The organism is Streptomyces sp. SID486, assembly GCF_009865385.1.
Classification (GTDB): Bacteria; Actinomycetota; Actinomycetes; order Streptomycetales; family Streptomycetaceae; genus Streptomyces.
Window position 1 is genome coordinate 1 of the sequence record NZ_WWJT01000323.1, and the last position, 6,194, is coordinate 6,194.

Sequence of the window (6,194 nt, forward strand, 5' to 3'; positions counted from 1 at the left end):
CCGCCTCCATCGGCGCCCTGCCGCTGACCGTCGCCCGCGACACGGGCTGCCAGGTCGCCTACCTGCCCGGCCTTGCGATGCGCCGGATCGCCGACCTCTACCCGGGCGAGGCCAAGACCGACGCCCGCGACGCAGCTGTTATCGCGGACGCCGCCCGCACCATGCCCCACACCCTGCGCTCGCTGGAACTGGCTGACGAGATCACCGCCGAGCTGACCATGCTGGTCGGCTTCGACCAGGACCTGGCCGGAGAGGCCAACCGCACCTCGAACCGCATCCGCGGCCTGCTCACCCAGTTCCACCCCTCGCTGGAACGCGTCCTGGGCCCCCGTCTGGACCACCCCGCCATCACCTGGCTCCTGGAGCGCTACGGATCCCCCGCCGCCCTGCGCAAGGCCGGCCGCCGCAAACTCGTCGAGGTCATCCGGCCCAAAGCGCCCCGCATGGCCCAGCGGCTCGTCGACGACATCTTCGACGCCCTCGACGAACAGACCGTCGTCGTCCCAGGCACAGGCACCCTGGACGTGATCGTGCCGTCGCTGGCCAAGTCGCTCGCCGCCGTCCACGACCAACGCCGGGCACTGGAAGCCCAGATCGAAGCCCTGCTGGAGGCCCACCCTCTTTCCCAGGTCCTGACCTCGATGCCCGGCATCGGCGTCAGGACCGCCGCAGTCCTCCTGGCCACCATCGGCGACGGCAGCTCGTTCCCGAGCGCGGCCCACCTGGCCTCCTACGCCGGCCTCGCCCCGGCCACCAAATCGTCGGGAACCTCGATCCACGGCGAACACGCCCCCAGAGGCGGGAACCGCCAGCTCAAACGCGCGATGTTCCTCTCCGCGTTCGCCGCCCTCCACGATCCCGCCTCCCGCGGCTACTACGACCGCTGCCGAGCCCGAGGCAAAACCCACACCCAAGCCCTCCTCCGCCTCGCCCGCCACCGCATCAGCGTCCTGTTCGCCATGCTCCGCGACGGCACCTTCTACGAACCCAGAACCCCACGCCTCGCTTGACGAAAGACATAGAGGCACCCCCCCCCCTCCGCCGTCCTCACGCACACTTGTCGCCAGCGACCCACACCTCCGCCATCCTCACGCACACCTGTCGCCAACGGCCCTGCTCGGCCGGGCATCGTGCCGGGCGCCCGTCTCTGATCTCTTGGTGGTCCTGTTTCCCCAGTTCGCCATGTTCGGCCCCGCCAGGCTCGGCCTCCGCAAGCGGGTACTCCTCGCGTCTTGAAGATCGCCGCGGCGGTTTCCCGCTCCATCGTGGTCAACAGCTGGTGCTCATTGCTGTTTCCAGGTTACGGCTGATGCGTTCCAGGACGCGGACGGTTGTGCGGTACTCGTGCTGAGAGATGCCGGTTGTGGACAGCTCGCGGAACGCGTCGACGCGCGCGGCCACGTCGGTCAGGCGCCGACTACCGCCAGGGGTGAGGGCGAGCCGGCCTGGTGCAGGGCGGTACGCCCAATCGTCGGCGAGAACGGTGTCGATGGTTCCGTTGAGGACGGCGCTGCCAGCGTTGGCGGCGAGGTTTGTCAGGACTTCTTTGTCGGCGATTCCGGGGGTGTCGTGGACGAGGTTGAGAACCTGCCAAGCGGTTCGTGTGAGGCCGAACTCCTCCAGCATGTGGTTCATGTAACCGGTGAGGGCCTTGTCGGTGCGGTTGAGCCAGTAACCGATCGGTTTCATGAGCCTGCTTCTTCAGAGGCGAGGGTGGGTGCTGCGCGGCGTCAGCCGGGCAAGGGCTTTGGCCCGTGGCCCGGCGCGGCGGTGTCGGCACACCGATACACCACGCGAGGGCGTCAGGCCGGGCGGGGTTGATGCCGGGGGGTGTTGCCGCAGGCGGAGGACGTCACTGCTGAATGTGCGTACGGGAGAGGAGGGCGGGCCAGTCCTGTGCGACGGCCCAATCAGCGAAGCTGTGCCAGCCGACTTCGGGATAGTCGCGTCGCAACGCCTTGACGTCGACGTCGAGGCCGACGGTGGCGAAGTATTCGAACATGGCCGCCAGGTCAGCCGATCGGGCCCGCACGGAGGCCAGGGGTACTTCCTGGTGGGCGACCCCGAGACCGATGGCGGCCGCGAGGATCTCCGCCATCTGGCCAGGGGTCTGCTCGTCGGAGGCGATGTCGATGCGATGGCCGGCGAACTCGTCACGGCGCTGGAGGGCCAGGGCGGCAAAGGCGCCGATGTCCGAGGCGGGGATAAGCGTGAGGGGCCGGTCGGCAGGCATGGGCCAGGCGAAGGTGCCGTGGCGTAGCCCATCGAGGGTCCAGCCACTGGCGTAGTTGTCCATGAAGGCGGCCGGGGCGATCACCGTCCAGGGCACGCCGGCCGCACGCAGGTGCTGCTCGACCACGTGCTTGCTCTCGTAATGCGGGACGCCGGTGCCCCGGTCGGCGTGCGCGGCGGAGGTGAACACGACGTGCCCGAGCCGTACCGCTGCTGCGGCGTCGACGAGGGCCTTTCCCTGCCGGACTTCGGCGGAGGTGTCGGTGCCGAACGGGGTGGTGACCGCGAAGAGGGAGTCCGCTCCGGTGAGTGCGGCCTCAAGTGAGGGGCGGTCGTCGAAGTCGGCGCGGCGCACCTCGGCACCGAGGCTGCGCAGGGCGTCGGCGGCGGGTGCGTTGGGCTGGCGGGTGAGCGCGCGCACCTGATGACCAGCGGCCAGTAGGGCGCGGGCGGTGGCCCCGCCCTGGGCGCCGGTGGCTCCGGTGACAGCGATGGTGAGCATGGTTCTCCAGTGAGTACTATCAGCGCGTGGCACATTAACTGCGTCACGCAGGAGACTAGTAGGTAGTTGCTGCGTCACGCAGCAATTTGGAGTGTGATCCAGATGACAGACTCACGTCGGGCCCGGCTGTACGAGGAGTTGTCGAGGGAGTCCCGCCGCTACCTGGCGGCCTACGTGCTGTTCAATCAGGCGATCGCCGACCACCTCGGACTGCACCCGACCGATGTGCAGGGGCTGAGTCTGCTGACAGCGGAGCCTGGGCCACTCACGGTCAAGCAGATCGCCGACATGACGGGCCTGACCACAGGCTCGGCCACGCGCCTGGTCGACCGGCTCGAACGGGACGGCTACGTGGTCCGCTCAATCGACCAGCAGGACCGCCGGCGTGTGTTGGTCACCCCGGTGCCTGAGGGCATCGCCCGCGTCACAGCGGTATGGGACGAGCTGGGCCAGGCTTGGCAGGAACTTCTCGATGACCACACCGAGGACGAGCTCCAGGTGATCACCCGTCACATGCGACGGGCGTACGACCTCAGCCACACCCAGATGCGGCGCCTGCGATCCCGCCCGAAGCCGGACTGAATCGCCCTCGCCTCCGAAGCCACTGACGCTCGATCGCGCACGCCAGTGCTCCTCGCATCCCGGGAATGAACTCGGGGTCGGCGAAAGGGTCTCGGCGGATGAGCGAACAACCGAGCCGAAGAACGCACCTCGGCCGCGTCGACGCCCGGGCAGGTGGGCGGCCGGGCGGTGACGCTGATCCCGCACCGCACATCAGAAGTGGAGTAGACCGACCTCCGGCCTCACTACCAGCGCATTCTCGCCGCAGTGCGGCATGCCGCCGGATCGGTCATCGCCCGGCAGGTCGACGAAGCACCGGACGTCAGCATGTGGGCCCAAGCTGGAAGCGCTGCGCGGAAAGCTGGGTCAAATTCCTCGATCGCGGCTGGCTGCGCAAATTGCCTGACGGCCGGTTCACACGCGCATGTGAACTGCTTCACCGCCAAAGCAGGCAGCATGACGCGGGCGTAACCGGGTTGCCCTCGTGGGCCATAAAAAAAGGGGGTCGAGGCGACCGGCCCGTCGCCGGTCGATCGCGGGAAGACGGGCAGTAAACACCGTCTCATCTGCGACGGGAAGGCAACCCCGTTCAAGGTCATCGTCCCCGCGGGCAACGGACCGCCTTCCGGCCTCGCGTAAAGGAAGAGCTGCTCGCCTCGTGGCATCTTGAAGCGGTCGGGAGATCCGTTCAGCCGATGGTGAAGCGCTGGTTCTGGGCGCCTCGGTCACAACGGGCAGTGCGGTAGTAGCCGTTGTCCTGCTGGTAGAGGCAGCGGCCCGTGCCGACGCTTTGGAGCATGACGGCGCTGCGGGCGGCGGGCTGGACGGTGCGCCACTTCTGGTATGAGCCGCCGTTACAGCGCAGGGGGTAGACGTCGCCCCGGTCGTTGCTGTCGAGGCAGCGGCCCCAGAAGTTGTTCTTAAGAGTGGTGTTGGTGTTGAGGCGGCCGTTCCATTGCCACAGCAGGCTGCCGCGTCCGGTGGTGCAGCGGTTCCCCTTGAGGCCGGATTCGGAGTTCTCGCGCAGGCATTCACCGTAGCGGTAGTTCGCGAAGCGGCTGGTGGCGGTGGCAGCCGAGGCGGGTGTGGGGGTGAGGAGGGGGAGGGCGAGGCCGGCTGCGGCGATGAGTGCGGCGAAGGCTTTCCGGGTCGGGCGGCGCACTGGGGGTCTCCTTACAGCGGTTTTCAGAGGTACCTCAACAGGATCCCCGAACACTACCTACTACGCCTGCGAAATGGGGATTCCCGCTGACGGCTCCTGAAGGTCCGCAAGGGGCGGGTCATCGTTTTACGAGCCCGGCAGCTTCTCGACCACGTCCTCGGAGCGGCCAAGTCGGCCCCACCCCTTCCGCCTTGCCTCTGCTCGTGGGAAACGACACCGTGCCCTCGGGTGCTGTCACCCCTCACGGGACGGGGCCGGGGAACGCCAAGTGCCCCGACCCTTCGCCTTGAGATCACCGCCACGGCCGCCCGCCTACTCGAAGCAAGGGGCCCCGCACAGCACGGTGACTGTGCCGCTGTCGTCGGCCGCCGTGGATGTGGTGACGTGGGTGGTAGTCGCGGGGGTCGTGCTGGTTTCCCAAGGCATGGGCGCGGCCGTGGCCTGGGGGGCAAGAGAGGCGAAGGCTGCGGTGACCACGAACACGGCGGCAACTGCCCGCTTAAGCAGACGCATCTGGACTCCTTGATCGACGATCGGACGGCCAGCCTGCTGCGCGGAAGGGCCGTCATAGCTGACTGCCAGTCTCACGGTGCGTACAGCCTCGAGCCAGGCGTGATGGAGGAGTTCGGCATTATCTCCATACAATTATCGCGAATGATGGACCGTGTTCCGCTCGGGCCCGACAGCGGCTGCAGTGACGTCCGAACTCATTGACGTCAATCATGCATGGCATGCATAAGCAGCGAGAAGTGATTCCCGAACTCGCGCACAAACGGCTTCCGCTCTCGCGTCCACAACCACCCACCGGATCGTGACGCAGAGGATTCAGTGCGCACCTAAAGGCTGTCTCGTAATTGCGTCTGGGGCGGTTGAGTGAGGTTGTTGCTTCGCCGCGGGCTTGGTGCTCATTACTGGCCGAGGGCCAGGTTGTGCATGCGGGCGATGCCGCTGGCCGCCCAGTAGACGCCGTCACCACGGCGGCGGCAGTCTCGGAGGATCTTCCAGTTCTTCATGCGGGCGAAGGCGTGCTCGACGCGGGCACGTACTCGGCGATGGGAGGCGTTGTGGTCGTCTTTCCAGTCCTCGAGCCGGTCCTGGCCGGCCTTGCGGCGATGCGGGATGAGGACACCGGTGCCCTGGTAGCCGCCGTCGGCAAGGACGGTCGCTTTGCCGCAGGCAGCGTCGATGCCGGACTCGCGGAAGGCGGTGCAGTCGTTGCGGTTGCCCGGCAGCGGACGGCCGACGGCCAGCACCAGGCGGGTGTCGGCGTGCACGAGGACCTGCAGGTTCGCCGAGTACCGATAGTTCTTGGAGGAGGCGGCCACGGTGCGGTCGCGGGTAGGTACGAGGGTGCCGTCGACGATGACGACCTCGTCCGCCTTCGGTTTGCGGCGGGCCCGGGCCAGGGCGAGCAGCGGGCTGTGCCGGTCGATGATCCGGCCGACCGCTGCCGGAGAGATCCCGAACAGGGGCGCCAGCTGCCGCATCGTGAGGTTGGTGCGGTAGTACATCGCCACCAGCAGGACCCGGTCCTCCAGGTCCAGTGCCCACGGCCGCCCCGGCCGGGAGGGTGCCAGGGCGCGTCCGCCCTTGATCCGTACCGCCTGCACCAGGCGGCGGAACTGGGCCGGACGTAGCCCGGTAAACACCTCGATGAACACAGTCCGTTGAGCGGAGAGCACCTGCACGACCAGCTCAACGCCAACCAACTCATCGAGTTACGAGACAGCCCTTAGC

The 6,194-nt window shown here is 67.8% G+C and carries 6 protein-coding genes and 1 pseudogene; 3 read left to right on the forward strand and 4 right to left on the reverse strand.

Annotation, left to right across the window (positions count from 1 at the left end):
- The coding region (locus tag GT045_RS15170) for an IS110 family transposase (RefSeq protein ID WP_161334481.1) at window positions 1-1,010 on the forward strand (1,010 nt) is incomplete at its 5' end.
- 259 nt (window positions 1,011-1,269) lie between these two features.
- Here the strand turns inward: GT045_RS15170 and GT045_RS15175 are convergent.
- Entirely contained in the window at window positions 1,270-1,689 is a 420-nt protein-coding gene (locus GT045_RS15175; protein ID WP_161334482.1) for a MarR family winged helix-turn-helix transcriptional regulator, read from the reverse strand.
- Window positions 1,690-1,852: 163 nt separating this feature from the next.
- Complete coding sequence (locus tag GT045_RS15180) at window positions 1,853-2,734, reverse strand: NmrA/HSCARG family protein (RefSeq protein WP_161334483.1); 882 nt, start codon at window positions 2,732-2,734, stop codon at window positions 1,853-1,855.
- 102 nt (window positions 2,735-2,836) lie between these two features.
- Between GT045_RS15180 and GT045_RS15185 the strand changes: the two genes are divergently transcribed.
- Window positions 2,837-3,316, forward strand: coding sequence for a MarR family transcriptional regulator (locus tag GT045_RS15185; protein ID WP_202528117.1), 480 nt, complete (start codon window positions 2,837-2,839; stop codon window positions 3,314-3,316).
- A 477-nt stretch (window positions 3,317-3,793) separates the two neighbouring features.
- Window positions 3,794-3,910: pseudogene (locus tag GT045_RS39725) on the forward strand (IS5/IS1182 family transposase); the annotation flags it as partial.
- A gap of 73 nt (window positions 3,911-3,983) precedes the next feature.
- On the opposite strand, the gene GT045_RS15190 reads toward GT045_RS39725, so the two are convergent.
- Both GT045_RS15190 and GT045_RS15195 read right to left on the reverse strand, forming a co-directional pair.
- A complete protein-coding gene (locus GT045_RS15190) occupies window positions 3,984-4,457 on the reverse strand; it encodes a ricin-type beta-trefoil lectin domain protein (RefSeq protein ID WP_161334485.1) in 474 nt (157 codons plus the stop codon).
- A 908-nt stretch (window positions 4,458-5,365) separates the two neighbouring features.
- A complete protein-coding gene (locus GT045_RS15195) occupies window positions 5,366-6,145 on the reverse strand; it encodes a transposase (RefSeq protein WP_161334486.1) in 780 nt (259 codons plus the stop codon).
- Window positions 6,146-6,194 lie beyond the last annotated feature (49 nt).